General features: G+C 64.0%; 18 protein-coding genes. 4 read left to right on the top strand and 14 right to left on the bottom strand.

The window, feature by feature from the left end; genetic code table 11:
* The first annotated feature begins 354 nt into the window (after nucleotides 1–354).
* Nucleotides 355–5091: a glutamate synthase large subunit gene (gene gltB / locus FJW06_RS01060; RefSeq protein WP_140746688.1), complete on the top strand. Its 4737-nt coding sequence runs from the start codon at nucleotides 355–357 to the stop codon at nucleotides 5089–5091.
* A 142-nt stretch (nucleotides 5092–5233) separates the two neighbouring features.
* A complete protein-coding gene (locus FJW06_RS01055) occupies nucleotides 5234–6688 on the top strand; it encodes a glutamate synthase subunit beta (RefSeq protein ID WP_140746685.1) in 1455 nt (484 codons plus the stop codon).
* A 255-nt stretch (nucleotides 6689–6943) separates the two neighbouring features.
* On the opposite strand, the gene FJW06_RS01050 is transcribed toward FJW06_RS01055, so the two are convergent.
* Nucleotides 6944–8161 carry a DUF459 domain-containing protein gene (locus tag FJW06_RS01050; RefSeq protein WP_140746682.1) on the bottom strand — a complete coding sequence of 406 codons (1218 nt, stop codon included), beginning with the start codon at nucleotides 8159–8161 and terminating at the stop codon, nucleotides 6944–6946.
* A 114-nt stretch (nucleotides 8162–8275) separates the two neighbouring features.
* The gene (locus FJW06_RS01045; protein ID WP_140746679.1) at nucleotides 8276–9496 is read right to left on the bottom strand and encodes a lytic murein transglycosylase; all 1221 of its coding nucleotides are present in this window, start codon (nucleotides 9494–9496) and stop codon (nucleotides 8276–8278) included.
* Between the two features lie 236 nt (nucleotides 9497–9732).
* Between FJW06_RS01045 and galU the strand changes: the two genes are divergently transcribed.
* Nucleotides 9733–10638: a UTP--glucose-1-phosphate uridylyltransferase GalU gene (gene galU / locus FJW06_RS01040; RefSeq protein WP_140746676.1), complete on the top strand. Its 906-nt coding sequence runs from the start codon at nucleotides 9733–9735 to the stop codon at nucleotides 10636–10638.
* A gap of 62 nt (nucleotides 10639–10700) precedes the next feature.
* Here the strand turns inward: galU and FJW06_RS01035 are convergent, their stop codons facing one another.
* Nucleotides 10701–12503, bottom strand: coding sequence for an outer membrane beta-barrel protein (locus FJW06_RS01035; RefSeq protein WP_140746673.1), 1803 nt, complete (start codon nucleotides 12501–12503; stop codon nucleotides 10701–10703).
* Nucleotides 12504–12662: 159 nt separating this feature from the next.
* Between FJW06_RS01035 and FJW06_RS01030 the strand changes: the two genes are divergently transcribed.
* A complete protein-coding gene (locus tag FJW06_RS01030) occupies nucleotides 12663–13664 on the top strand; it encodes a KpsF/GutQ family sugar-phosphate isomerase (RefSeq protein ID WP_140746670.1) in 1002 nt (333 codons plus the stop codon).
* Between the two features lie 35 nt (nucleotides 13665–13699).
* Here the strand turns inward: FJW06_RS01030 and FJW06_RS01025 are convergent, their stop codons facing one another.
* The 11 genes from FJW06_RS01025 to FJW06_RS00975 all read right to left on the bottom strand — a co-directional run bounded on the left by FJW06_RS01025 (nucleotide 13700) and on the right by FJW06_RS00975 (nucleotide 26637).
* Nucleotides 13700–14164: an NfeD family protein gene (locus tag FJW06_RS01025; protein WP_140746667.1), complete on the bottom strand. Its 465-nt coding sequence runs from the start codon at nucleotides 14162–14164 to the stop codon at nucleotides 13700–13702.
* Nucleotides 14165–14185: 21 nt separating this feature from the next.
* On the bottom strand, nucleotides 14186–15136 hold the full coding sequence (locus FJW06_RS01020; protein WP_140746664.1) for an SPFH domain-containing protein: 951 nt from the start codon (nucleotides 15134–15136) through the stop codon (nucleotides 14186–14188).
* Between the two features lie 125 nt (nucleotides 15137–15261).
* Nucleotides 15262–16326, bottom strand: coding sequence for a ferrochelatase (hemH, locus tag FJW06_RS01015; RefSeq protein ID WP_140746661.1), 1065 nt, complete (start codon nucleotides 16324–16326; stop codon nucleotides 15262–15264).
* A gap of 142 nt (nucleotides 16327–16468) precedes the next feature.
* Nucleotides 16469–18589, bottom strand: a complete 2121-nt coding sequence (locus FJW06_RS01010; protein WP_140746658.1) for a 5'-nucleotidase C-terminal domain-containing protein — start codon at nucleotides 18587–18589, stop codon at nucleotides 16469–16471.
* 186 nt (nucleotides 18590–18775) lie between these two features.
* On the bottom strand, nucleotides 18776–19150 hold the full coding sequence (locus FJW06_RS01005) for a hypothetical protein (RefSeq protein WP_140746654.1): 375 nt from the start codon (nucleotides 19148–19150) through the stop codon (nucleotides 18776–18778).
* Nucleotides 19151–19234: 84 nt separating this feature from the next.
* Entirely contained in the window at nucleotides 19235–20680 is a 1446-nt protein-coding gene (locus FJW06_RS01000; protein ID WP_140746622.1) for a homospermidine synthase, read from the bottom strand.
* Nucleotides 20681–20810: 130 nt separating this feature from the next.
* Nucleotides 20811–21740 carry a DUF3445 domain-containing protein gene (locus FJW06_RS00995; protein ID WP_140746619.1) on the bottom strand — a complete coding sequence of 310 codons (930 nt, stop codon included), beginning with the start codon at nucleotides 21738–21740 and terminating at the stop codon, nucleotides 20811–20813.
* Nucleotides 21741–21775: 35 nt separating this feature from the next.
* Nucleotides 21776–22438 carry an aminotransferase class IV family protein gene (locus tag FJW06_RS00990; protein WP_140746616.1) on the bottom strand — a complete coding sequence of 221 codons (663 nt, stop codon included), beginning with the start codon at nucleotides 22436–22438 and terminating at the stop codon, nucleotides 21776–21778.
* Nucleotides 22387–23532 carry an aminodeoxychorismate synthase component I gene (locus FJW06_RS00985; protein ID WP_140746613.1) on the bottom strand — a complete coding sequence of 382 codons (1146 nt, stop codon included), beginning with the start codon at nucleotides 23530–23532 and terminating at the stop codon, nucleotides 22387–22389. Before FJW06_RS00985 ends, FJW06_RS00990 begins: the two co-directional genes overlap by 52 nt.
* Nucleotides 23533–23743: 211 nt before the next feature.
* A complete protein-coding gene (locus tag FJW06_RS00980) occupies nucleotides 23744–24448 on the bottom strand; it encodes a proton-conducting membrane transporter (RefSeq protein ID WP_140746610.1) in 705 nt (234 codons plus the stop codon).
* A 350-nt stretch (nucleotides 24449–24798) separates the two neighbouring features.
* The gene (locus tag FJW06_RS00975; protein WP_181178101.1) at nucleotides 24799–26637 is read right to left on the bottom strand and encodes a M3 family oligoendopeptidase; all 1839 of its coding nucleotides are present in this window, start codon (nucleotides 26635–26637) and stop codon (nucleotides 24799–24801) included.
* Between the last annotated feature and the right edge of the window lie 47 nt (nucleotides 26638–26684).

The raw sequence follows: 26684 nt of genomic DNA, 5'->3' as shown, positions 1-26684 counted from the left end.
GGTGCTCGTCGCGAAATTTTATGTCGCGGCACGCTCAGGTTTTTTGTGAATCGGTCTTGTGTAGGCCCCTGATTTCTGCCATAAAAAATTTAGGACAGTAGTGCTGTCTTATTTTGTCGCACAAAACAGGCTGGACTGGCGTATCATTGCTGCCAATCCGGCCATTGTCGCGAGCGGCGGGTAGACGGCCCGGCTCTGACCTGTACGATACCGGATGCGAACCGGGCGTATAGCCGTATGGTTCGATGGATTTCGCGAGACGTGCAGCAAGATATAGGAGAGGCATTCGCGCTTCCCAAGGCAAACCAGCGCCCTGAAACGGTCAGGGCCAAGGTGGAGAACGGAGATAGGACGATGACGGAACTGACGCCATCTGCGATCAACGGCCAGGCCGCGCAGACCAAAGCGGCAGCCGTTAAAAACACCGTCCTGACCAAAGCCGGCCGAACCACCAACGGCCCTGCCGCGCAGGGCCTCTACGATCCGCGCAACGAGCATGACGCCTGCGGCGTCGGCTTCATCGCCAACATGAAGGGCGTGAAGTCGCACGGGATCGTCGAGGACGGTCTGGCGATGCTGGAAAATCTCACTCATCGCGGCGCCGTCGGCGCCGATCCGCTGGTCGGCGACGGCGCCGGCGTGCTGGTGCAGATCCCGGACGCTTTCTTCCGCGAGGAAATGGCGGTCGTGGGCGTTGAACTGCCGCCGGCCGGTCAATACGGCGTCGGCCACTGGTTCATGCCGCAGGACGCGGCACTGCGCGCGCATATCGAAGAGATCATTGCCGAATCGGCGCAGTCGGAAGGGCTGCCGCTCATCGGCTTCCGCGACGTGCCGGTCGACAATTCGTCGCTGTCGAAGGCGCCGGATATCGTCGCCTCCGAGCCGTTCCACCGGCAGGTGTTCATCGGCCGCACGGCCGACATCCCGGACGACGAGGAGTATGAGGCGCGGCTCTATCTGCTGCGCAAGGTGATCTCGGGCCGCATCTACGCCGAGAACGACAACAAGGATGTCGGCGCCTATTGCGTATCGCTGTCGGCGCGCACCATCGTCTACAAGGGCATGTTCCTGGCCTACCAGGTCGGCGCCTATTACAAGGACCTCAAGGATCCGCGCTTCGAGACGGCGCTGATCCTGGTCCACCAGCGCTTCTCGACCAACACCTTCCCGTCGTGGAAGCTGGCGCATCCCTATCGCATGGTCGCGCACAATGGCGAAATCAACACCGTGCGCGGCAACAACAACTGGATGGCGGCGCGCCAGGCCTCGGTCGATTCCGAGCTGTTCGGCAACAATATCTCGAAGCTGTGGCCGATCTCCTATGAGGGCCAATCGGACACAGCCTGCTTCGACAACGCGCTCGAGTTCCTGTTCCAGGGCGGCTATTCGCTCACCCACGCCATGATGATGCTGATCCCGGAAGCCTGGGCCGGCAACAAGCTCATGGACGCCGACCGCAAGGCTTTCTACGAGTATCACGCAGCACTTATGGAGCCGTGGGACGGCCCCGCGGCGGTGGTGTTCACCGACGGCCGCCAGATCGGCGCCACGCTCGACCGCAACGGCCTGCGCCCAGCGCGCTACATCGTCACCGATGACGATCGCGTCATCATGGCGTCGGAAGCCGGCGCACTGCCGGTGCCGGAGGAAAAGATCGTGCAGAAGTGGCGGCTGCAGCCCGGCCGCATGCTTTTGATCGACCTTGCCAAGGGCCGCATCGTCTCTGACGAGGAGATCAAGTCGGAGATCGCGAGCAGGCACCCCTACAAGACCTGGCTCGCCAACACGCAGCTCATCCTGGAAGATTTGAAGCCGGTCGAGCCGCGGGCGCTGCGCAAGGACGTCAGCCTGCTCGATCGCCAGCAGTCGTTCGGCTACACACAGGAAGACACCAAGCTTCTGATGGCGCCGATGGCGACCACCGGCCAGGAAGCTGTGGGTTCGATGGGCACCGACACGCCGATCTCGGCGATGTCGGACAAGTCGAAGCTGCTCTACACCTATTTCAAGCAGAACTTCGCCCAGGTCACCAACCCGCCGATCGACCCGATCCGCGAGGAACTGGTGATGAGCCTGGTGTCCTTCATCGGGCCGCGGCCGAACATCTTCGACCTGGTCGGCACGTCGCGCCGCAAGCGGCTCGAAGTGCGCCAGCCCATCCTGACCAACGGCGATCTCGAGAAGATCCGCTCGATCGGCCACACCGAGGACCGTTTCGACACCAAGACGATCGACATCACCTATGCCTCCAACGAGGGCGCTGCCGGCATGCAGGGCGCCATCGATCGGCTTTGCGAGCGGGCCGAGGCGGCGGTCGCCGGCGGCTACAACATCATCATCCTGTCTGACCGCCAGGTCGGGCCCGACCGCATCGCCATTCCAGCCCTTCTGGCGACGGCGGCGGTGCACCATCATCTGATCCGCAAGGGCCTGCGCACCGCGGTCGGTCTCGTCGTGGAATCCGGCGAGCCGCGCGAGGTGCATCATTTCTGCTGCCTGGCGGGCTACGGCGCCGAGGCGATCAATCCGTATCTCGCCTTCGACACGCTGCTCGACATGCACAAGCGCGGCGAGCTGCCGGAAGAGGTCGACGAATACGAGGTGGTTTCGCGCTACATCAAGTCGATCGGCAAGGGCATCCTCAAGGTGATGTCCAAGATGGGCATCTCGACCTACCAGTCCTATTGCGGCGCGCAGATATTCGACGCGATCGGGCTGAAGTCGGATTTCGTCGAGAAGTATTTCACCGGCACCGCCACCCTGATCGAAGGCGTCGGCCTGGAGGAGATCGCCACCGAGACGCTCAGCCGTCACAGCGATGCCTTCGGCAGCGATCCGGTGCTGCGCAACAATCTCGAGGTCGGCGGCGAATATATGTTCCGCATGCGCGGCGAGGCGCATATGTGGTCGCCGGATGCGGTCGCTACCTTGCAGCATGCCGTGCGCCAGGGGTCTTGGGACACGTTCAAGGAGTATTCGGCTCAGATCGACAGCGCGACCGCGCGGGCCCAGACCATCCGCGGCCTGTTCAAGATCAGAACAGCCGAGGAAACCGGCCGCAAGAAGGTCTCGATCGAGGACGTGATGCCGGCGGCCGAGATCGTCAAGCGCTTCTCGACCGGGGCGATGTCGTTCGGCTCGATTTCCAGGGAAGCGCACACCACGCTGGCGCGCGCCATGAACCAGATCGGGGGCAAGTCCAACACCGGCGAGGGCGGCGAAGAGGCCGACCGCTATCTGCCGCTGCCCGGCGGCGGGAAGAACCCGGAACGCTCGGCGATCAAGCAGGTCGCTTCGGGGCGCTTCGGCGTCACGGCGGAATATCTGGTCAATTCCGATGTCATGCAGATCAAGGTCGCGCAGGGCGCCAAGCCCGGCGAGGGCGGCCAGTTGCCCGGACACAAGGTCGACGCGACCATCGCCAAGGTCAGGCACTCGACGCCCGGCGTCGGCCTGATCTCGCCGCCGCCGCATCACGACATCTATTCGATCGAGGATCTGGCGCAGCTGATCTACGACCTGAAGAACGTCAATCCGGCGGCCGACGTCTCGGTCAAGCTGGTGTCGGAGGTCGGCGTCGGCACGGTCGCGGCGGGTGTCGCCAAGGCGCGCGCCGACCACATCACCATCTCGGGCTATGACGGCGGCACCGGCGCTTCGCCGCTGACCTCGCTCAAGCATGCCGGCAGCCCGTGGGAAATGGGCCTTGCCGAAACGCACCAGACGCTGGTGCTCAACGGCTTGCGTTCGCGCGTCGCGCTGCAGGTCGACGGCGGCTTGCGCACCGGGCGCGACGTCATCATCGGCGCGCTGCTCGGCGCCGACGAGTTCGGCTTCTCGACCGCGCCGCTGATCGCGGCCGGCTGCATCATGATGCGCAAGTGCCACCTCAACACCTGCCCGGTGGGCGTGGCGACGCAGGATCCGGTGCTGCGCAAGCGCTTCAAGGGCACGCCGGAGCACGTCATCAACTTCTTCTTCTACGTGGCGGAGGAGGTGCGGGCGCTGCTTGCCGAGATGGGCTACACCCATCTCGACCAGATCATCGGCGACACCGATCTCCTGGAAAAGCGCGACGTGATCCAGCACTGGAAAGCGCGCGGGCTCGACTTCTCGAAGATGTTCTTCAAGCCGGACGCGCCGCATGAGGCGCTCCACTGGACCGAACGGCAGAAGCATCCGATCGACGACGTGCTCGACCGCAAGCTGATCGAACTGGCGAAGCCGGCGCTGGATGCCAAGCAGCCCGTCACCATCGAGCTGCCGATCCGCAATGTCGACCGCTCCGTCGGGGCCATGCTGTCGGGTGAAGTCGCCAAGCGGTTCAAGCACAAAGGCCTTCGGGAAGACACGATCAAGGTGAAGCTCACCGGCACCGCTGGCCAGTCCTTCGGCGCGTTCCTGGCGCGCGGCGTGTCGTTCGAGCTCGTCGGCGCCGGCAACGACTATGTCGGCAAGGGCCTGTCGGGCGGCCGTATCGTCATCCGCCCGCCGGAAGAGGCTAGAATCGTCGCGGCGGACTCGATCATCGTCGGCAATACGGTGCTCTATGGCGCAACCGAAGGCGAGGCCTATTTCGCCGGCGTCGCCGGTGAGCGTTTCGCCGTCCGCAATTCCGGCGTGGCCGCCGTCGTCGAAGGCGTCGGTGATCATGGCTGCGAATATATGACCGGCGGCATCGTCGTCGTGCTCGGCAAGACCGGGCGCAACTTCGCGGCCGGCATGTCGGGCGGCGTCGCCTATGTGCTGGACGAGAAGGGCGATTTCGCCGAGCGCTGCAACATGGCGATGGTCGAGCTCGAGCCTGTCCCGGAAGAGGACGACCTGATGGAGAAGCTGCTCCATCACGGCGGCGACCTCGACCACAAGGGCCGCGTCGACGTGTCGGGCGACATGACCAGCCATGACGAGGAACGGCTCTATCAGCTGATCTCGAACCACGTGCATTTCACCGGTTCGGTACGCGGCCGCGAAATCCTCGACGATTGGCAGAACTTCCGGCCGAAATTCCGGAAAATCATGCCGGTGGAGTATCGCCGCGCGCTGATCGAGATGGAACGCATGCGCATGAGCGTGGCGGCGGAATAGTTTCGGGCATGGCCGGAAAGATGACTTTCCGGCCGGCATCCTCACCAACAATCCTGACCTCGGAACGAAGGTTGCCATGGCAGCCTTATGGGGTTAACGGGTGCGCTGCAAAAGCGTGCCTTCGGACAGCAGGGACTGGACTATGGGCAAGGTAACAGGCTTTCTCGAGATCGACCGGCAGGTGCACAAGTACCAGCCGGCATCCGACCGCATCCGGCATTTCCGCGAATTCACGCTGCCGATGTCGGACAAGGAGGTCGAGAAACAGGCCGCGCGCTGCATGGATTGCGGCATTCCGTTCTGCCATGGGCCGACCGGCTGCCCGATCCACAACCAGATCCCGGACTGGAACGACCTCGTCTACAATGGCGACTGGGACAGCGCGATCCGCAACCTGCACTCGACCAACAATTTCCCGGAGTTCACCGGCCGCATCTGTCCTGCGCCTTGCGAGGAAGCCTGCACGCTGAATCTCGAGGACATTCCGGTCGCGATCAAGACGGTCGAGCAGGCGATCGCCGACAAGGCATATGAGACCGGCCACATCCGGCCCTATCCGCCGGAGAAGAAGACCGGCAAGCGCGTTGCCGTGATCGGCTCAGGCCCGGCCGGCATGGCAGCGGCGCAGCAACTCGGCCGCGCCGGCCATGACGTGCATGTCTATGAGCGCGAAAGCCGTCCCGGCGGGCTGATGCGCTACGGCATTCCCGACTTCAAGATCGAAAAGCACTATATCGACCGGCGCATCGAGCAGATGCAGGGCGAGGGCGTGACATTCCATTGCGGCGTCAATGTCGGCGTCGACATGAAGGCGGCCGATCTCATCGAGGAATTCGATGCCGTTCTCTATTGCGGCGGCTCCGAAACGCCGCGTCCGGCCGGCATTCCGGGCAGCGACCTCAGCGGCGTCTATGACGCGATGCCTTATCTGGTGCAGCAGAACCGCCGCATCGGCGGCGAGCCGATCCAGTCGGTGGCCTGGCCCTCGCACCCGATCATCGCCGGCGGCCAGCACGTCGTCGTGGTCGGCGGCGGCGACACAGCGTCCGACTGCATCGGCACCGCCTTCCGCCAGGGCGCGGTGCGCGTGACGCAGCTCGACATCCGCCCGCAGCCGCCCGAGAAGGAAGACAAGCTGGCGGTCTGGCCCTACTGGGCGACCAAGATGCGCACATCCTCCTCGCAGGCTGAGGGGGCCGAACGCGAATTCCAGGTGGCGACGCTCGAATTCATCGGCGAGGACGGCCAGTTGACCGGCGTACGCTGCTGCGAGGTCGACGACAAGCGCAAGCCGATCCCCGGTTCCGAATTCGTCATCCGTGCCGATCTCGCCTTCATCGCCATCGGCTTCGCCGGACCGGCGAGCGACAGCCTGATGAAAGAGCTCGACGGCAAGATCAAGGTCGTCACCGACAGCCGCCGCTCTAAGAATGTCGAGGCCAATGACCGCGACTACAAGACCAGCGTCGACAAGCTCTATGCGGCGGGCGACGTGCGCCGTGGCCAGTCGCTGGTGGTATGGGCGATCCGCGAGGGCCGTCAGGCGGCGCGCTCGATCGATGAGGCATTGATGGGGTCGACGGTGCTGCCGCGCTGAGACCGTTTGGAGCATTTCACCGTTTCACGGAAACGGTGAAATGCTCTATCTCCTTGTTTTACGCAATTCCGGGCGGAAAACCGCTCACACTTTTCCTGGAATTGCTCTGGAAATTCTACTCCTGCGCCCAAGCTGCTGGCGTTTTCTGCGCTTCCGGTGCTCACGTATGTCAACGTACGCTCCGCTCCGGCTCTCGAAAACACCACCCTCTGACTCGCAGGAGCGAATTTCTGAAACGGTCTCCGAGCCGATGAGCTATTGATTGACGCCCGCCGCCGTGTCGGGTTGAGCGGCGGCGGTCGCCGGCGGCTTCGGCGGCCAGGAGAAATCGTCGGCGCGGCCGGGCGAAGCGGCCGGCGCCTTGCCTTCAAGGATCAGCTTTTCGCCGGGCAAATTCGGATTGGCCCTGGTCGGCTGCGCGGCGCCGAGCAGTTCGGTGCCTCCGTCGAGCGCCGGGTCGGCGAGCAGCATCGGCGCGGTGCGGTCGACGATGACGGGCGCGGCGGTCGGCTTCGGCGCCTCGACCGGGGCGCCGGCCGGCGCCGACATGGTCGTGACGCTTCCCGGCGCCGCCAGGCCGAGTATCTTGGCCAACGGCTTTTCCGTGTAGAAGGCGAGCTTGCGCTTGCCGGCCTTGGTGACGTTGATGCCGTCGTCGGAACGCAGCCGTACCGGCTGGCCGTTGATGTCCGGGCCGGAGGTGACGAAAGCGCCATTCTCGTCGACGAAGCCGTCCCATACATCGACGAATTCGCCACCGTGTTTCTCGGCAGCCGAGTGATAGATGTCGTTGAAGGCGAGCATGTCGGAGTTCATCTTCGACACACCGAAAGCCGGCATGCCGACCCACAGGTACGGCACCTTGGTGTCCTGTATGGCCTTGCCGAACGCATCGGTGCGGCGCTCATATTCCTTGGTCCAGTTCTCCGAACGTGGCTGCTCGCGCACATCGCCGACCTTCATCTGCTGACGGTCGTTGGAGCCCAGCATGACGATCACGGCCGCCGGTTTCTCGGTTTCGATCAGCGATTTGATCTGGGCTGGCCAATTGTAGACGTCGTCGCGAACGAAGCCGGACGAACCGTTGCTGCGCGCGACGATCCTAACGGCGGGATTGTCGGCAAAGGCCGTGTCCAGGCCCTCCGCCAGCCCGCCCGCCAAAAAATCGCCGACCACCAGCACGACCCGGGCGTCATTGGTCTTCTCGACGATCGGCGTTTCCGGTTCCGCCGGCGGTCGCGGCTTGGATTTCTTCTTCGGCTTCGGCCTCGGTTTCTGAACTTCGACCGGGGGTTCGATGCGTTCGCTGCGGCGTGGGAACAGAAGGTCGCGCAACGACCAGCCACGGCTTTCCTCCTGCGCGAATGCAGGGGTATGGAAAGCGCCGGCGGCGGTGACGACAAGCACGGCAAGGGCGAGAATCAGGACGGGCGCCCGGCGAATGCTCTGCCTGATACGCGCAACCGAAACCAAACACCTCTCCATCCCTTGGCGCATGACCAGGCAGACGCGGGAAAGTCATGCGCAAGCCGAAGCGCTACAGCATCCTCGTCGTCTTTGAAAGGACGCCTGGCGCCTACGCAGGCTCTACTGCTTGCGGAGCCATTTGAGCACTTCCAGGCTCGGATAGCCATCCTGCGTCAGGCCGACCCTTGCCTGGTAGGCCATGATGGCGGCCTTCGAGCCGTCGCCGATCTTGCCGTCGAACTTGCCGTCGTAGTAGCCGTGCTCGGAAAGCCGCTTCTGCAGCTCCTGTCGCTCCTCGAAGGTGAGCTTGGTGAAGGGCCGCTGCCAGTCCTGCACAAGGCCGGTACCGCCGGCGATCTCATCGGCGAGCAGGCCGACGGCCAAAGCGTATTTGTCGGCATTGTTGTAGGCCTTGATGACCGAGAAGTTCCTGATCATCAGGAAGGCGGGGCCGCCCCGGCCGTCCGGCACTTTCAGTGTAGCTTTGTCGGTCAGGTTCCTGAACGGCTTGCCGTTGGCCCTGACGACGCCGAGCGCCTGCCACTGCGCGATCGTCTTTGCGCCGCCGGGCAGCTTGCCGGCCGGGATGGTGACCTCATAGCCCCAGGTCTTGCCGGCCTGCCAGCCGTTCTTCTTGAGCAGATTGGCGGAGGTCGCCAACGCGTCGGGGATCGAATTCCAGATGTCACGCCTGCCGTTGCCGTCCATGTCGACCGCATAGCGCTGATAGCTGGTCGGGATGAACTGGGTCTGGCCCATCGCGCCGGCCCAAGAGCCCATCAGATGGCTTTCGTCGATGTCGCCGGTCTGCAGGATCTTCAGCGCCGCGATCAATTGGGTGCGGGCATATTTCGAGCGCTTGGGATCGCCATAGGCCAGGGTCGCCAGCGAACGCACGACGTTGCGCATGATGTCGTCGCGCTTGAGCGTCTCGCCATAATTCGATTCCATCGACCAGATGGCCAGAAGGATGTTGCGATCGACGCCGAACCGCGCCTCGATGCGGTCGAGCCACGGTTTCCATTTGCGTGCCATCGCCTGGCCGTTGGCGACCGCCTGGTCGTGCACGCGGTTGTCGAAATAGTCCCAGGCGGGCGCGGTGAATTCCGGCTGGGTGCGGGCCTTTTCCAGCACGACCGGATCGGGCTCGATGCCTCTCATGGACTGGTCGTAGACAGCGCTCGAAACGCCGCCCGCCACCGCGGTGGCGCGGAAGCCCGCGACCCACTGGCGGAACCCGGCATCGGCGAAAGCGGGACCGGCGGGCATCAGCAAGGCCAGCGTAAGGCCGGCGGCCGTCACCAGGGCCGTCATGCGCCTCGCGGTGTTGCGAACGGACATCATTTCCTCCTTCGTCAAATCAGGAAGGATCATTCAACGCCGAACCGGGTTAGTATTTAGTTTACCATAGGGGCTGCCGGGAACGAAAAGACGTATCGCCGCTTTAGCTCTCACATTCAACGCTTGCCGGTAATCCAACATTTCGGCGTGAAAATGATTTCCGGCGCGAAAATGTTTGGGGGGATTGCGGAGCGTGCCGCCGAGCGGATAATTGGCTCAAACGCAGGGGTGTCAGCATGAAGCGCGTTCGCAAGGCAGTTTTCCCGGTTGCAGGTCTCGGCACGCGGTTTCTTCCGGCCACCAAGGCCATCCCGAAGGAGATGCTCACCGTCGTCGACCGACCGGTCATCCAATATGTGGTCGACGAGGCGCGCGAGGCCGGCATCGAGCATTTCATCTTCGTGACGGGGCGCAACAAGGCGGTCATCGAAGACCATTTCGACGTCCAGTTCGAGCTCTATGACACGCTCGCCCAGCGCGGCAAGGACGACCAACTCGCCCGCCTGCAGCGGCTGCAGCCGGCGCCGGGGCAGACGAGCTTCACGCGCCAGCAGGTGCCGATGGGTCTCGGCCACGCCGTCTGGTGCGCCCGCGAGCTGGTCGGCAACGAACCGTTCGCCTTGCTTTTGCCGGACATGATCATGCAGTCGGAAAAGAGCTGCACGAGGAGCATGGTCGAACTCTATGCCGAGACCGGCAACAATATCGTCGCCGTGCAGGAATGCGATCCGGCGGAAGCGCATAAATACGGCATCGTCGGCCGCGGCGAGGACGCGCATCACGGCTTCCGCATCACCGGCATGGTGGAGAAGCCGAAACAGGGGACCGCGCCCTCCAATCTTTACATCAACGGCCGCTACATCCTGCAGCCGGAAATCTTCGGCATCCTGGAAAGCCAGGAGCGTGGCGCCTGCAACGAGATTCAGCTGCACGACGCGATGCTGAAGCTGGAAAAGCAGCAGCCCTTCTACGGCTATCACTACAAGGGTCGCACCTTCGATTGCGGCTCGCCTGAAGGTTTCGTCGAGGCCAATGTCGCCTTCGCGCTGTGGCGCAGCGACATGAACGCTAGTATGGCCGGTGTCATCCGCACGTTGCTCGACGAGGTGCGGCCGGCGGAGCGCCGCGGCGCCGCGTTTTAGGCTACAGTATTTTCGTCACCTTCGGGTCTGCGCGTTCGCTCCGGGTCCGAGACTGAGAGGCGTCAGCGCTGGACCTTCAGTCCGAGATAGACGCTGTTGGCCGTATAATCGCGTCCAGGCAGGTTGCTGGTCAGCTTCTCCGTCCGCACCTTCGTGGTGAGGCCGGCATAGCGGTTCAGCCACCATGTCAGCCCGGCCTCGGCGCTCAGGATCAGATCGTGGCCGTCGGAGCCGGTGTAGTCGCGCCAATCGAGGCCAAGCGCCGAGTTCGCCGTCAGGTTGGCGCGGATTTGGCGCTCGCCCGTCAGCCGGCCGGAGTAGAGGATGTCGCCGCTCTGGTCCGCCGTCGTGGTGGTCTCGACATTGGTCTTGCCGGTAAGCCCGATGATGGTGCCGCGTTCGGGCGACCATTTGAGGTCGGCATTGATGGACGGCCCGGCGATTGCCGGCAGGCGGCTGTCGTCGATCGCCTCGCGCAACCAGCCGACGGAGAATTCGCCCGATAGCTTCTCGCCCATATCGAGCTCGAGGCCGGCACGCGCGCCGAGCCGCTTCGACGAGCGCTCAAAGCCGTCAGTGTCGAGACGCTGATCATAGACCCTGCGGCCGAGCTCGACTTCCGTGAAGGGCGTCAGCGCCGGCGAGATCTCATAGCCGGTGCGCAAGGTGGCGGTGTAGAGCGTATTGTTGCGGTCCTTCTGCGAGATGGTGGTGCCGTCGGTGAGCTCGGCATCGCCATAGAAGTCATGCGAGACCGCACCGGTCAGCGTGTAGCGCATCTTGCCGACACTCTTTTCGAGACCGAGGCTGCCGTCCAGGGTCTGGCGCAGCGGCTGTTGGTTGACGCCGGCGATCGCATCCGGCGAGGACGCCGATTCCGGTGCTGCCTCATAGCCGAGTTTGGCGATGGCGCGCAGCTCGTTGTCGAGGTCGACATTGAGCTGGCCTTCGATGCGGCCCTGCGCGTCGTTGATTTTTTCGCCCGAGACGGTGTTGCGGAACTGGCCGTAGCCGGTGATCAGAGCCGAATTCTCACGCCAGTCGGAGGTCGCGGTGAAACGCAGCGCCGTCTCGGACAGAACCGCGGATTTGCCTGTGCTGCTGGTATCGGCGTTTGACGTCGCGGTAAAGCCTTGCTCCAGCGTCGGCCGGAAGACAAAGGTGCCGACCTTGACGCCGGGAGCAGCGAAAGAATCTTCCTCCGGCTTGACCTTCTGGCCATCGATCGAGCCGGTGCGTTCCTGGCCCGGGTCGAGCTTCTGCTTGTCGACGCTGTCGATGGTGACGGCCCGGCGGTTGCTGCCGTCGTCCTCGGCCGCTGCCGCAACAGCCTTCTCGGCTGTGGAGGCGGTCGCGGCAGTGGTGGTGCTGTCGGTAGCCTCGCCCGCCTTCTTCTTGGCCTTCTTCTTGTCGGCGGTCTTGGCGCCCGCCTTGGTGTCGGTCTTGGCGTCCCGAGCGCGTTGAGCAGCGGTCGAGGGCCGGCGCCGTTTTGCCGGCTTCGTCATACCGGCCAATGGATCGTCCGTTGCCTGCGGCTGGTCGAAGATGCTGTCCGTCGCGTCCGCCGTCTGATCGTCATCGGGAACGGCGCCGGGGCTTGCTGGCTGGTAGGTCGTCGGGGCCGTGTCCTGGCCGGCTGCGGCGGCGGGCGCGTTCTGATCCAGCGCCCCTTGCGCCCTCAACTGTCTGGCCTTGCGCTGCTGGTCGGCGAGCATCGCCGATTCGGAAACCTCGCCGCGCAGCTCGGTTTCCTGCGAGAATGCAGGCGCCGGGCGCAGCAAGGCAAGCGCGCTTGCCGTCAGCAGCAGTGCTGCAACGGCAATGCCCTTCCGACCGATTTTTGTTTCAGACTGGCCCCCGGACATCGTCACCACTGCTTGCGCGGCGCGGTTGCGCCATACTTACCGAACCGTAAATGCGGATGGTTAACGGAGGGTTGAGAGAGCCGCCTCGGAGCCCCTCCCGTCCGAGGCTAAGGCAAATCTGTTGGACAGGAGCGCGGCAAAGCGCTAATCGCTTCGCCTATGCATGCGGGGTCCCCAGAAAGAAAGCAGCCGGACAGGCAGGCTGCGATCGAATCGGCGCTGAGAACGGTGGCGACGGAGCAGGCCGGTGTAGCGGCCTTGGCGGCCGCGCTCGCAAATGGGCTGTCCGAGCCTTTTGTCGCCGCAATCGACCTGATTTCGCGGATCGAGGGCCGCGTCATCGTCACCGGGGTCGGCAAGAGCGGCCATATCGGCTCAAAAATCGCCGCCACGCTTGCCTCGACTGGCACGCCAGCCTTTTTTGTCCATCCGGCCGAGGCCAATCACGGCGATCTCGGCATGATCGCCCGGGATGACGCCATCATCGCCATGTCCTGGTCGGGCGAGAGCAAGGAATTGATGGGCATCGTCGCCTATTCCAGGCGCTTTTCCATCCCGCTGATCGCAATCACTTCCGGCGAGAACTCGGCGCTGGCGCGGGCGGCCGATGTGGTCCTGCTCCTGCCCGCCGTGCCTGAGGCCTGTCCGCATGGGCTGGCGCCCACAACCTCCGCCTTGCTGCAACTCGTCATGGGCGATGCGCTGGCGATCGCGCTGCTCGAGGCGCGCGGTTTCACGCCTGATCATTTCCGCACCTTCCATCCGGGCGGCCAACTCGGTGCCAATCTGACGCAGCTGCGCGAGATCATGCATGTCGGCGAAAGACTGCCGCTGGTGCCGTCGGGAACCGGCATGCGGGAGGCGATCCTGGAATTGTCGCGCAAGGGTTTCGGCTGCGTGGCGATCACCGCCGCCGACGGCGCGCTGGCCGGCATCATCACCGACGGCGACATTCGCCGCCACATCGCCAGCGATCTTCTTTCGATGAGCGTTGATCAGGTGATGACGAAGAAGCCGAAGACCGCAAGCCCCGACACGCTGGTGGCAACGGCGCTGCAGACGATCAACACCTCCGCCATCACCAGCCTGATGGTCGTCGAGGGCGGGCGGCCCGTGGGATTGGTGCATCTACACGACCTGCTGCGCATCGGCGCGGCTTAAGGCGCACTGATATTCAGGTGAGGCTGGTTATCTGCTCAAACAGCCTCGACAGTCAGCTCAAGATCAGTATCAGCGGCTCCCGTCACGCGCACCTGTGTGCCGGCCGTCAGATCCGGGCCTGAGACGCGCCATAGTGTATCGCCGAGTTTGACGCGGCCACGGCCGTCCTTGATGGGTTCGGCCAAGGTCGCCATCTTGCCGATCATTTGGGCGCCGCGGCGATTGAGCAGCGGCTGGTCGGTTGGATCCTGCCGACTGCCGACCAGCTTCGAGCCGACATAGGCTGAAACCAGCGATAGGGCGAGAAAGGCAAGAACCTGGATTTGCCACGTCCAGAACCCGGCGTCCCAGATGAGCAGCGATACGGCGCCGATGATCAGGGCGGCAATGCCGATCCACAGCATGAAGATACCCGGCGCAACGACTTCCATCACGAGCAGGGCGATACCCAGAACCGTCCAGTTCCACGGGCCCAGTTCGGAAATAATGCGGTCGAGCATATGAGTGCGTTCCTTAAGACATCAATTCTCGCTCGGGCGAACCACCGGCGGTCGGGCGGCCTGCCTTTGCGCGCCGGCGGTGCCTTCGTTCCTGAAGACCTCCTTGGCGATCTCGCCGATGCCGCCGAGAGTGCCGATCAGCGAGGAGGCCTCCAGCGGCATCAGCACGACCTTGCTGTTCGTGGCAGAGCCGATCCTGGTCAGAGCCTCGGTATATTTTTGGGCGACGAAATAGTTGAGGGCCTGGACGTCACCCTTGGAAATCGCCTCCGACACGACTTGCGTGGCGCGGGCTTCGGCTTCGGCTGAGCGCTCGCGTGCCTCGGCATCGCGGAAGGCGGCTTCCTTGCGGCCTTCGGCCTCGAGGATCTGCGACTGCTTGAGACCTTCGGCGGCCAGGATCTGCGCGCGCTTGTTGCGCTCGGCCGTCATCTGCCGTCCCATCGATTCGATGAGATTGGCCGGCGGATTGATGTCCTTGATCTCGACGCGGGTGATCTTGATGCCCCATGGATGCGCGGCTTCATCAACAACGCGCAGCAGGCGCTCGTTGATGGCGTCGCGGTTCGACAGCAACTCATCGAGATCCATCGAACCCATGACCGTGCGAATGTTGGTCATGGTGAGGTTGAGGATGGCGTTCTGCAGGCCGGAGACCTGGTAGGCAGCCTGCGCCGCGTTGAGTATCTGGAAGAAGGCGATCCCATCGACGCCGACGATGGCATTGTCGCGGGTGATGATTTCCTGGCTGGGAACATCGAGCACCTGCTCCATCATGTTCATCTTGGCACCGATGCGGTCGATGAACGGAACGATGAGATTGAGACCGGGGCTTAGTGTCTTGGTATAACGGCCAAAACGCTCAACCGTGTAGTTGTAGCCTTGGGGTATTGTCCGAATGCCCTTGAAAAGCACCAAAACGACAAGTCCAACAAGAACCATTATCGCAATATCGAAACCGCTAAAGCTCATTTCGCTTCTCTCCCTCAAAGGCGGCGACCTCACGGAATCACTTAAGTGTGTTTCCGCAATGTTACAATCAGGTGATCGTTAGCGAAGGCTTTTGCGCACCGGTTTCAAGCTGTCGGTGAAGCCGGTCACACCCAGCCGGAGAGCTCGCGCCGTACCAGTGCTTCGATGACAGCCATGCCCTCGGCACTGTCATTGAGGCAGGGGATATGGGCGAAGTTCTTGCCGCCGGCGTGATGGAAGGTTTCGGCCGCTTCGCGGCCGATCTCGTCCAGCGTCTCGATGCAATCAACGGAGAAGCCCGGATTGACGACGGCGATGGATTTCACGCCGTCCTTGGCCAGTTTCTCGACCGTGACGTCGGTATAGGGCTGCAGCCATTCCTGCGCACCGAAACGCGACTGGAAGGTGGTGATGAGCTTGTTTTCGTCCCAGCCGAGCCTCGCCCGCAGCAGCCGCGTCGTCTCCAGGCAATGCGCCCGGTAGGGGTCGCCCTTGTCGGAATAGGGCTTGGGGATGCCGTGATAGGAGGTAATCACCACCTCCGGCACGAAATCGAGGGTCGCCAGGTGCTTCTCGATCGAACGGGCGAGCGCCTCGATATAGACCGGCTCGTCGTAGTAGGGCGGCACGCTGCGGATCGCCGGCGCATGCCTGATCTTCATCAGCGCACGGAACAGCTGGTCGTTTGCGGTCGCCGTCGTCGTCGCCGAATATTGTGGATAGAGCGGGAAAGTGAGGATGCGCTCGCAGCCCTGCTCGACCAGTCTTTGGGCGACGCTTGCCGTCGACGGATTGCCGTAGCGCATCGCCCAATCGACCACCACGTCGGGCAGGTCGGCGAGCGCGGCGGCCAGCTTCTCGCCTTGAGCGCGGGTGAACGTGCGCAGCGGCGACTCGTTCATCTCGCGGTTCCAGATCCTGGCATAGTTGGCGCCGGACTTCTTCGGCCGGGTGGTCAGCACCAGCCCGTAGAGGATCGGGTACCAGATCGCCTTGTTGAGCTCGATGACGCGCGGGTCGGAGAGGAACTCACGCAGGTAGCGCCACATCGGCTTGAAGTCGGTGCCGTCGGGCGTGCCGAGATTGACCAGCATGATGCCCATCTTGCCCGGCCTGACCGCCGCGGCGTCGGCGGACAGCGGACCGACGGCCCTGGCGGCTTTGACATCGGTGGGGCTGGCAAGCGTCATCAACGGTCTCCGTAGCGCCGCGAAACTAGCGATGCCCTGCCGGTTTTCAATGCCGCGTCTGGCCGCACCTTATCGTGTTTGTGCCTGGAAAAGGAACACCCGCCCGGTTGTCCAGGCGGCCGAGATCAGTTCCGGCCAGATGTTACTTCGCGGCGGGGGGAATGGTCAGCGTCGCGCCGAGCGGCAGGCGGCGCGGCTTAAAGTTCCTGTTGGCCTCGGAGATAAGCTTCCACTTGGTGGCGTCGCCATAGGCTTTCTTGGCGAGGTCCCAATAGGTATCGCCGGCGGCGACGGTGTGGCTGGTTTCTGCCGGCTTCGCTTCGGCGACCTTGGCCGGTTCGGCGGGAGCAGAGGTTGCCGGGGCAGCCTCGGCCGGCTTTGCCGGTTGCGCGGCCGGAGCCGCGGGCGCCGTCTCAGCCGGCTCCGCGCCCTCGGCGGGCGCGGCCGGGGCGGTTTCAGCCGGAACGGCCGGCGGCGTGCCGGCAATGTCGCTGGAACCGGAAGGCAGAGCCGGCATCGCCGGTTCGCTGCTTGCCGGCGCAGCCTCGGCCGGTTTTGCGGCCTCGCCTTCAGGCGCCTGGATGGCGGCGGGAGCGGTTTCGGCAGGCTTTGCCGGTTCGGCAGGTTTGGCCGGCTCGGCCGCCGCCGTCGTTGCCGCGATCTCGGTGATGCGGCCGTCGAGCTTCGGCGTATAGGGCCGATGCGCGCCGAGATAGTCGGCCACCACCTGTTCGAGGCCCGGGCCGTAGTCATAAGCATCCGTCGCTTTGTCGGCGAAGACCTTGTAGCCGTCGCCGCCCTGGCGGACATAGTTGTTGGTGGCCACCAGATACTGCTTGTCCGGATTGATCGGCGTCCAGGCGCCGTTCTCCATCACTTCGACCGATTTGACGCGGCCGGCGTTGGGTGCGACCGACTTGTCGAAGGAATATTTCAGCCCGGCGACCTGCGGGAAGCGGCCAGCGCCGTCCTCGACCTGGCTGAGACCGCTTTCGAGGCCCGCAACCAGGTCCTTGCCCGAAATCTTGAAGGTCGCCAGCGTGTTCTGGAACGGCAGCACGGTCAGCACCTCGCCCATGGTCACCGTGCCCTGGTCGATAGAGGCACGCAGGCCGCCGCCGTTCGAGATGACGATCTCGACGCCCTGGCCCTTGGTGCGGTCGAGGATGGCGTCGGAGACGAGATTGCCCATCTCGCATTCGCGCGCGCGGCAATTCTCGCGGCTGCCGTCGATCGCCTTTGTGGTCTCGGCCACCTCCTTGTTCTTCAGCGCCTCGATCGGCGCACCAAGCTCCTTGATGCGGGCAAGTACGGCGGGATCGGGCGTGATCGACTTATCGAGATAGATCGGGGCGCCGCTGGCTTCCTTGACGACGCCGTTGTCGTCGAACACGACCTTGAACTCGCCGAGATATTTCGAATAGGACGCCGCCTGCACGACCGGCACCTTGTAGCCGTCCGGGTTGTCGACCATCGTCGGGTAGGGTCCCTCGGCCTTCGGGTCGGTGTTCGAAAGGAGCGTGTGGCTGTGGCCGCCGACCACCACGTCGATGCCCGGGATCTTGGCGATGACGTCGCGCTCGCGCCTGTAGCCGATATGGGTGACTGCGATGATCTTGTTGATGCCTTCTCCCTTCAGCTTTTCGACCTCGGCGGTGATCGCCTTGACGTCGTCCGTGATGGCGATGTTCGGACCGGGCGAGGCGAGTTCCGGCGTGTCGTTGGTGACGGCGCCGACGATGCCGATCTTCTGGCCGCCGACCTCGACGACGATCGAAGGCTTGATCTTGTCCTTGGCGCCGGATTTGTCGTTGGGCACGACATTGGCGCTGACGATCGGGAATTTCGCCTTGTCGAGGTAAGGCACCAGGGCGGTCTCGCCGTCGTCGAATTCGTGGTTGCCGAGCGTCACTGCGTCGGGCTTGATCTGATTGAGGAATTCCTCTTCCGCCGCGCCCTTGTAGGTGGTGTAGAAGAGCGACCCCTGGAAGCTGTCGCCGGCATTGAGCAGCAGCACATTCTGGCCTTCGAGCTTCTTGCGCTCCTGAGCGATCGCCGTGATCAACCGTCCGGCGCCGCCGATGCATTCGCCTTTGGTCTCCTCGTCGGCCGAACAGGTCGACTCGTATTTGTTGTTACCTTCGATGCGGCTGTGCCAATCGTTGAAATGCAGGATGTTCAGCGTGTAGTCGGCAAAAGACATGCCTGCCGATAGGCCGAGTGCCGAGGCCGACAGGGCCAGGATCGCGGCAATCTTCTTCATGTTCGTCTCCCGGATGAGCTGACTGGGACGTGCTTAATGCCCCCGCTTGACCGGAAAATAACAGTCAGCCCCGGGTCATGTTCACATCGGATTCCGGTCGATGCAAGCACAAATCAGGGAGATGTTTGCCGGCAAAAAAGGACGGCGGCTCGCGCCGCCGTCCCGTCAACGAGACATTCGCCAGCCTTAGGCCCGGCGCGTCAGCACGAAGTTCTGACCGGCGGCGCTGGTGCAGTTGAGCTGGCTGGTGGAGACCATCAGGCAGTTGAAGCTAACCGGCGTCTGGCGGATCAGCGAGGTGCCGTGGATCTCGACCGAAGTGGCTCCGGTCATGGTGTAGCTGCCTTCCGACAGCTTCTGGCCGGTGTCGGTGGCGACGGTAGTGAACTTGCCGGCCGCGAAGGTCGACAGGCCGGTGCCCTTGGCGTCGATCCAGTTCCCCTCGACGCCCTTGGGTGCGGCGGCGGGCAGTGGTTGTGAAGGTTCTGTGGTGGTGCAGGCCGCCGCAGCCAGAAGGCTCGCCGCGGCGCCCAGCGAAAGCAGTTTGCGCGCAATCGTCATTGTGAAAATCCTCTCCTCAGTCCGCCTTCTCAATCGCCCGATTTCCGGGCGATTGCAAGGCGGTGAGGCCGGTCAGACAGACTGCTATCGCACCAGAATGTTGCGGAACTGCCACGGATCGTCCTTGTCCAGGTCCTCGGGAAAGAGGCCCGGCCGGTTATCGAGCGGCGTCCAGTCGGTGTAGTAGCCCCTGACCGGCCCGAGATAGGGCGACTGCACTTCGAGGCAGCGCCGGTAGTCCATCTCGTCGGCTTCCACGATGCCGGCGGTCGGGTTCTCCAGCGCCCAGACCATGCCGGCGAGCACCGCCGAAGTCACCTGCAGGCCGGTGGCGTTCTGGTAGGGGGCGAGCTTGCGCGCCTCGGCCAGCGACAGCTGCGAGCCGTACCAGTAGGCGTTCTTGTCGTGGCCGTAGAGCAGCACGCCGAGCTCGTCGACGCCGTCGACCAGCTCGTTCTCGTCGAGCACATGGTGGACCGGCTGCGGCTTGCCGGCGGCGCCGAACATCTCGTCAAGCGACAGCATGGCGTCGTTGCAGGGATGATAGGCGTAGTGGCAGGTCGGACGGTACTGGACCTTGCCCTTCTTCGAGCGCACGGTGAAGAAGTCGGCGATCGAGATCGACTCGTTGTGCGTCACCAGAAGGCCGTATTGCGCGCCCGGCGTCGGGCACCAGCTGCGCACACGCGTGTTGGCGCCGGGCTGTTCGAGATAGATTGCCGCCTTGGAGCCGTGCTTGTGTTTCTTGCCGTTCTTCGGCATCCAGTTTTCATGCGTGCCCCAGCCGAGCTCGGCCGGCTGCAGCCCTTCCGAGATGAAGCCTTCCACTGACCAGGTGTTCCAGAACACGTCCATCGGCTTCGGCTTCTTCGTGCGCTGGGTGTCGCGCTCGGCGATGTGGATACCCTTGACACCGGCCTTCTTCATCAGCTTGGCCCAGGCCTCGCGATCTTCCTGGCCGGGCTCCGAAAACTCGAGACCGAGATCGGTGGCGAGGTTGACCAGCGCCTTCTTGACGAACCACGAGACCATGCCGGGGTTGGCGCCGCAGGTGGAGACCGCCGTCGTGCCGCCCGGCTTGTCGTGCTTTTCCTTGATCAGCGCCTCGCGCAGCGCGTAGTTGGTGCGGCTGGCATTGTCGGCCTCGGCGTTGAAATAGAAGCCGAGCCACGGCTCGACGACCGTGTCGATGTAGAGCACGCCGAGCTTGCGGCACAGTCTCATCAGGTCCACCGAGCCGGTGTCGACCGACAGGTTGACGCAAAAGCCCTGGCCGCCGCCATTGGTCAGGAGCGGCGTGAGCAGCTTCTTGTAATTCTTCTCGGTCACGGCATCCTGCATGAAGGTGATGCCGCGCTCGTCGAGCAGCTTGCGATCGGTGTCGCGCGGGTCGATGACCACCATGCGCGACTTGTCGAACTTGAAATGGCGCTCGATCAGCGGCAGCGTTCCCCGCCCGATCGAGCCGAAGCCGATCATCACGACAGGACCGGTGATTTCACCGTAAACGGGCCAGTTTTCATTCGCCATTTTTTCGCATACTCCTTCAAACACGCGCAACCGGGCGCCTTTCGCCCGACGGCCAAGCGCTACACCACAGATCATTGTCATAAACCAGCGAAAAGCGCCAATCGCCGGCCAAGTCAGCCTGGCGTCTTGGTTAAGGCGTGCGGGCCATGCCGCCGAGGAATTCGACCAGCCGGTCGCGGTCGGCGGTCAGGCCCTTGTAATCGAGTTGCTGCTGGTCGAGGGCCAGGAGCTGCTCCGCGAAGGAGATGGCCAGCGCTGCCCGGTCCGGATGGCGCATGAGCAGCTCGAGCGGATCGAGATGGATGCGGATGGTGAAGAGGATGTCGCGCGAAGCGGGGAGCTTGCGCAGCGTCTGGCGTTCGACGCGGATGAAGGCATGGGCTTTGACGTCGCCGTCGGGGAAGCGGCTCGGGCGGTTGGTGGCGCGGTCGATTCGCTCGACGTTGGAAAGCGGATGATAGAGCGCACCGCCCGCCTGGATCGACCAGTTGAAGCGCTCGACCGCCTGGCCCTGCAGGCCGTCGAACATTCGGTTGATGAGCTCGGCCGGCCGCGTGCCGGGTCCGAACCCAGGCACCGGCTCGTGGATCTCCTGCAGCGGCTTGCCGAATTTTTCCCGCAACGACCAGGACGAAGGGAAGCAGAGCGAGCCGGCGGCAAGCCGCCAGCCGCGCTCGTCGCGACGCATCAGGATCAGGTCTTCCTGGACGAGCAGCGAGGCCCTTGCCAGCGGCGCTCCGCGCAGGGCAGGAGGCAGCCTGCCGATCGTCCCCTCGAAACCGATCGGCTCGGCGCCGCTGCGGCGGTGCGTGCCGGGATGCGCGGCTTCGAGATGCGCGACGAGCAGGTCCAGCACTTCGCGCTGAGCGTCGCGTGTGCCGTCTTCCTCGACAAAGACCTTTTCCGGGATTTCCGCATAGAGCCGCTGCTTTTCGGCCAGATGCGGCAAAAGGAACTCATCGACCTCGATCCAGCGGTCGAAGTCGAGCGGCTTCAGCCCGATGTTGAAGAGTTTCGAGGACCCGTCATAGGGCGTGTGGGTCGGCTGGCGAATGGTCATGCGTTCTTCAAACAGAAAATCGTCGTCGGCTCCAGTCAGCCGAGAGTCGCAGGGATCAGCCCGCGCAGCGAGTTGCCGACGAAGACCGCCTTCGCCGCTGTCAGATCGTCGAAGCTGTAAATTGCTTCCACCGCGCGGCCTTCGTCCAGAAGCGCGCCGCGCAATATTCCAGGCAAAAGGCCGCAGTCGAGGCGGGGCGTGGTGAGCGGGCCGTCGCCGAAATCGGCGAAGAGATTGGTGATCGTGCCCTCGCAGAGCTCGCCGCGCTCGTTGGCCAAAAGCACTTCATCGGCGCGGGTCGCGAGATATTCGGCGCGCGCCTGCGTGTAGACCTGGCGCAGGCTTGTCTTGTGGCGCAGCAGCGTGTTGGCGGAATCGAGGCGGATGCGCGCCAGTTGCAGCCGCCAGACCTTGTCCGCCGGCAGCGGTTCATAGGCTTGAGCGGCGGCCGTCGCTTCGCCATTGCGCTGCAAGGCAAGGCGCACGCGCAAGGCAAATCCGTATCCCCCGACGGTGTTCGAAAGCACCTCGCCGATCCGTCCGGGATCGCAGGTGAAGCCGAGCTCGGCGGCGGATGCATAAAGCCTCGCCAGGTGGCGCTCGGAGCGCAGGAAGCCGGAACCAGGCTCCCAGCGCATGGTCTCGATCAGCTCGAAGCCGGCACCGTTCCCGTCGCGAAGCGCGCTTTCAACAGACACTCCCGATATTCCTCCTCGGCGGTGGAATCGAAGACGACGCCGCCTCCGACATTGTAGACGGCTTGGCCGTCGGCAAAGAGGGAGATGGTGCGGATCGCCACCGAAAAACGCATCCTGCCGCCTGGCGCTATCCAGCCGATGGCGCCGCAGTAGACGTCTCGCGGCGCGTCTTCCAGCTCATGCAGGATTTCCATGGCACGGATTTTCGGCGCGCCGGTGATCGAGCCGCAAGGAAACAGCGCCGCGAAGACCTGGCGGATGCCGATGTCGGGCAACAGCTTCGCCCGCACGCGGCTCACCATCTGGTGCACCGTCGGGTAGGTCTCGACGCGGAACAGTTCCGGCACGTCCAGCGTGCCGACTTCGCTGATCAGCGAGATGTCGTTGCGCAAGAGGTCGACGATCATCCGGTTCTCGGCCTGGTTCTTCTCGTCATTGCGCAGGAAGGCCTTCAGCCGCGCGTCTTCGGCCTTGGTCGCGCCGCGTGGCGCGGTGCCCTTCATCGGATGCGTCTCGATCATGCGGTCGGCATCGATCTCGAAGAACAATTCGGGCGAGCGCGACAGGACGACCGGATCGCCGAGCGAAACCAGCGCGCCATATTTGACCGGCTGGCGTTCCGTCAGCGCGTCGAAGGCGGCGAGCGGATCGCCGGACCACTGCGCATGGACCGCGAAGGTGAGGTTGCCCTGGTAGCAATCGCCCTTGCGGATGTGGTTGTGAAGGCGCGCGAAACGGCCGGCATAGTCCTCGGCGGACCATGTCGCCCTGGCATCGAAAATAGGCCCGTTGCTGGCAGACGCCCGCGATTGCGGGACCTCTTGCTCGTCGGGCGCATCGAAGACGCCAAGGCAGACCAACGGCGCGCGGCGGCCTTCGGGCAGCAGCGGCACCAGCTTCGGCTCGAGCAGGTAGCCGGCTTCGTAGGAGAAATAGCCCGCCAGCCATTTGCCGGCGTCGGAAGCAGCCTGGGCCCGCTCGAGCGCCGGCGCGAACTCCTCCGCGGTGTGCGCGAGAATGATCTCGTGCGGCCGCTCGAACACCAGCTGACGCGCGGTCGCGTCGTTGCGGAAAATGGCTGCGGGCAGGGACATGAGCCTTGGATGCGGAGAATCTCTTTGTTTGGCGCAATCTCGAACGGAACCGCTACACACTTTTCCTGAAATTGCTCTAAGTCGACCGCTCTATATGGGGGCTCGGCGTGGCGCAGTCGAGGGAACGGCGTCGAACGGCGCAAAGGCGGCTGGGCGGAAACAAAGACGGCGCCCGTGAGGACGCCGGCTCCCTGTCGACAAGGCAGGCTGCTCAGCTATTGCTTGTGGTGCCAGCTGTCGGGAACTGGCGGGCGAATTCGGCCTCGTCGCCGGCGGCCAGCAATTTCGCCTGCTCGATCCATTTCTCGCGCGCGATGCGGCCGTCGAAATTGAGCACCTCCTCGACGCGCTTGACGTCGGCGTCGGTCCAGGCTGCGATCTGGGCATAGTTGGTGACGCCCAGGCCCTTGAGCAGCCTTTCGTTGACCGGCCCTATGCCGATGAGGCGGCGCAGATTGTCTGCCTTGCCTGTCGTCGGCGCGGCAGCTTTCTTTGCCGCGGGGGCCGCCGCTTTCTTGGGCGCAGCAGCCTTGGCAGCCGGCTTCTGCGCCGCCGCGGTCTTCGTTGCCGGCGGTTTCTTCGCGGCGGCCGACTTCGCGGGAGCGGATTTTGCCGCCGCCGGTATCGCGGGGCTCGACATCAGCGCCGCCGGCGCCGGCGTGGCAGCTTTGTCGGCGCCGGCCTTGGCGGAAGGCGCGTCGCGCAGCCGGCTTTCGAGATCGGCGCGGGCACGGCCGCAGGCATCGAGTTCGCCTTTCAGCCGATCGCTGTCGGCGCGCAGCCTGTCGCGCTCGCTTCGCGTTCGGTCGAGATCGCCACGCAGACTGTCGAGCTCGCCGCGCAGGCGGCCCCAGATGAACCAGCCAACCAGGATACCCACAACGAATGCCAGGAGCATGTAGAAGAAAGTGCTCATTTCCCTCTCCAGTCCGATCTGTCGGCCGAGGCCCGGAAAGGCGAGCACACGCCAAGGATCGTCAAAGGTTCCGTGGTTGGCGGAACCGCCGGCTTCAATGGAGCCATCGGCGTTCGGCCTTGTCCTGAGCCGACGGCCAGCATCGCATTCGCCGTGGCGTCGCGACCGGCCATCTCTGGCCTGCGATGCGTCCGGCTGAGCTTGAGGCCGGACGCTATCATATGGCTTGTCGAAAGCCAGTTGAAAATGCGCCGGAGAGTTATTCAAGAACAGCTATTTAGGGCAAGAATAGATCCTTGCTAGTATGCATCTTGGCTAAACTATAGCTGCCGATGCACCTTTGTTGCTGTTCATTTGTCGAGCGCTTCCAGTTCGTCGATCAGCGAGCCGATCACGCCAAGGCCGATCTGCCAGAAAGCGGGATCGGTGGCGTCGAGGCCAAAGGGTGCCAGAAGCTCGGAGTGATGCTTCGTGCCGCCGGCGCGCAGCATCTCGAAATACTTCTCTTGAAAGCCCCGCTCGGCATTCTGGTAAACGGCGTAGAGCGAGTTCACCAGGCAATCGCCGAAGGCATAGGCGTAGACGTAGAAAGGCGAGTGGATGAAATGCGGGATGTAGGTCCAGAAGACCTCATAGCCCTCGCGCAGCTTGATTGCCGGTCCCAGGCTCTCGGCCTGCACCTCCAGCCAGAACTCGCCCAGCCTGTCCGAGGTCAGTTCGCCGTTCTTGCGCTCGGCATGCACCTTGCGCTCGAACTCGTAGAAGGCGATCTGGCGCACGACGGTGTTGATCATGTCCTCGACCTTCTGGGCGAGCATGGCCTTGCGCTCGCGTTTGTCACCGGTCTGCTCGAGCAGCGAGCGGAAGGTCAGCATCTCGCCGAAGACGGAGGCCGTCTCGGCCAGCGTCAGCGGCGTCGAGGCCATCAGCGCGCCCTGGCCGGCGGCCAGCACCTGGTGCACGCCATGGCCGAGCTCATGCGCCAGCGTCATCACATCGCGCGGCTTGCCCATGTAGTTGAGCAGCACGTAAGGATGCACCGACGGCACCGTCGGATGGGCGAAGGCGCCGGGCGACTTGCCCGGCCTGACCGGCGCGTCGATCCATCTGCGATCGAAAAAGCCGCGGGCGATTTCGGCCATGTCCGGCGAGAAACGCTGGTAGGCGGAGAGCACCGTGTCCCTGGCGTCGTCCCAGCTGATCACCGCCTGCGGCGCCTCCGGCAGTGGCGCGTTGCGGTCCCAGTGGTTCATCACCTCCATGCCCAGCCAGCGCGCCTTCATCGCGTAATAGCGGTGCGATAGCCGCGGATAGGCCTCGCGCACGGCCGCCGCCAGTGCATCGACCACGTCGCGCTCGACGCGGTTGGCGAGGTGGCGCGAGTCGGCAATGTCCTGGAAGCCGCGCCAGCGGTCGGAGATTTCCTTGTCCTTGGCTAAGGTGTTGGTGATGAGGGTGAAGGTGCGCAGGTTCTTGCGGAAGGTGGCGGCCAGCGCCTCGGAGGCGCGGCGGCGAACTTCCCCATTGGCATCCTGCAACCGGTTGAGCGCCGGCTCCAGCGTCAGTTCCTCGCCGTCGACGTGGAAGCGCAGGTCGGTCATCGTCTCGTCGAACAGGCGGTTCCAGGCGCCGCGCCCGGTAACCGACTTTTCGTGGAACAGCTGCTCGACACGATCCTCGAGCTGGTAGGGCTTGTCCTTCCTGAGGTCGAGCACCCAGGGCCGGTAGTGGCCGAAGGCCTTGTCGGCGGCCAAAGCGCTTTCGATCGCCGCGTCGTCGATTAGGTTGAGCTCGAGCGCGAAGAACAGAAGATGCGCGCTCGCATCCGTCATCTTTTCCTGGACGTCGCCATAGAGCTTGGCCCGCTGCGGATCGGCAGTATTGCCGGCATAGACGAGGCCGGCATAGGAGACGATGCGGCCGATCAGTTCCTCGAGCGCCTCATAGGCTTTGAGCGCCTCGCCCAGGCGACCGGCGCCGCCGCGCCCGGCTTCCGCGGCCAGCGTGCCTTTCCAGCGGGTCTCGAAGGCGACGGCGTCGCTGGCCGCCTTGGCGATGTCGCGCTTCAACTCAGGCGCTTCCATGCCGGAATAGAGATCGGCGAGATTCCATTCCGGGAGGTCGCCAAGCCCCGCAGCACCCTGGCCGGACGCTGGCGCCGCAAGCCGCCGACCAAACATCATGCGCATCAACGATACCTTCTTTGAACCAAGGGGCCAGAATCAAAGGGAAAGGA

It is taken from the genome of Mesorhizobium sp. B4-1-3 (assembly GCF_006439355.1).
GTDB lineage: Bacteria > Pseudomonadota > Alphaproteobacteria > Rhizobiales > Rhizobiaceae > Mesorhizobium.
The sequence above is the reverse complement of the archived record's forward strand: the minus strand, read 5'-3'. Positions and strand labels throughout refer to the sequence as shown.